The organism is Pseudomonadota bacterium (genome assembly GCA_010028905.1).
In the GTDB taxonomy this organism is placed as follows: Bacteria; Vulcanimicrobiota; Xenobia; order RGZZ01; family RGZZ01; genus RGZZ01.
In genome coordinates this window covers 1-1,291 of record RGZZ01000841.1, presented here as the reverse complement: position 1 = coordinate 1,291, position 1,291 = coordinate 1, and the positions used below count along the sequence as shown (strand labels likewise).

The 1,291-nt window shown below is 63.8% G+C and carries 1 protein-coding gene; it reads left to right on the top strand.

Annotated features, from left to right (window positions below):
- Window position 1: 1 nt before the first annotated feature.
- Entirely contained in the window at window positions 2-1,246 is a 1,245-nt protein-coding gene (locus EB084_25775) for an acyl-CoA desaturase (GenBank protein NDD31673.1), read from the top strand.
- Window positions 1,247-1,291: the final 45 nt, after the last annotated feature.

Below are 1,291 nucleotides of genomic sequence, written 5' to 3'. Positions count from 1 at the left end.
CGTGTTTGCCAACTACCACGCGGCTCGCGTCTACGAGAAGATGCTGCCCGCGTTCCTGATCGGCGAGATGGCGCCGGGGGAGATCGTGGTCTGGCCCCACGTGGCCGACTTTCGGAGGGTGCGCCTCGAGCTACTGCGCCGCGGCCTCTTCGAGACGGACATGCATTTCTACGCTAAGATGGCCGCCTGGCACGCCGCGCTCTTCCTGAGCAGTCTGTATCTCTCGCTCGGCTGCACCTCGTGCACTGCGCACATGAGCGGCGCAGTGCTCATGGGGGTCTTCTGGCAGCAGCTTGCGGGCATCGGGCACGACCTCGGGCACAGCGGAGTGACGCACGACTTCCACCGCGACCATCGGATCGGATCGACCCTCTCCGCGCTCATGGGCCTTTCGGTCGGCTGGTGGAAGAGCGACCACAACACGCACCACGTCGCGTGCAATGCGATCGAGCACGACCCGAACATCCAGCACATGCCCATGCTCGCCATCAGCCCCAAAATCTTCAGCCGGCCCAAGTGGTGGGACACGTACCACCGGAAGTGGGTAGGCATGGATGACGTGGCGCGGCTGCTCGTGTCGTACCAGCACCTCTTCTTCTATCCTCTGATGGCGCTCGGCCGGTGGAACCTGTATGTGCAGGGGCTCATCTACCTGCTCACACAACCCGATAAGACGCACTACCCCAAGACCGAGCTCGCAGGCATCGCCGTCTTCTTCTCGTGGGTCCTTGCCACCGCCTGGTCGATGCCCACCTGGGCGCAGGCCGTCAGCTGGGTCATGGTGTCGCACGCCGTCGCGGGCGTGCTGCACGTTCAGATCGTGCTCTCGCACTGGTCGATGCATGCGTACGCCGGGCGCGCGTACACGGGTCCAGACGACGAGTGGTACATCACCACGATGCGCACCACTATGAACGTTTCGACGCCGAAGTGGCTCGATTTCGTACACATCGGCCTCCAGTTCCAGGTAGAGCACCACTTGTTCCCGCGCCTGCCGCGGCACAACCTGCGCGAGGCACGCACGATGGTCAAGGAGGTGGTCGAGAAGCATTTCCCCGCTGGCTCGCCCGAGTGCAAGCGACTCTTCCCGAATGGCATCGCATACCACGAGCCTGGCTTCTTCGAGGGCAACCTCGAGATGTGGCGCACTCTAAAGCTGACGGCCCTCGCTGCGCGCAGCGCCAAGAAAGGTGAGCACGGCTTCTGGCAGAGCGCGCTCTGGGATGGCATGAACTGCGCCGGTTGAGCGCAGCAGCGCGCGACCGGTGGAAGAGCAGGCCAATTGAGCAAG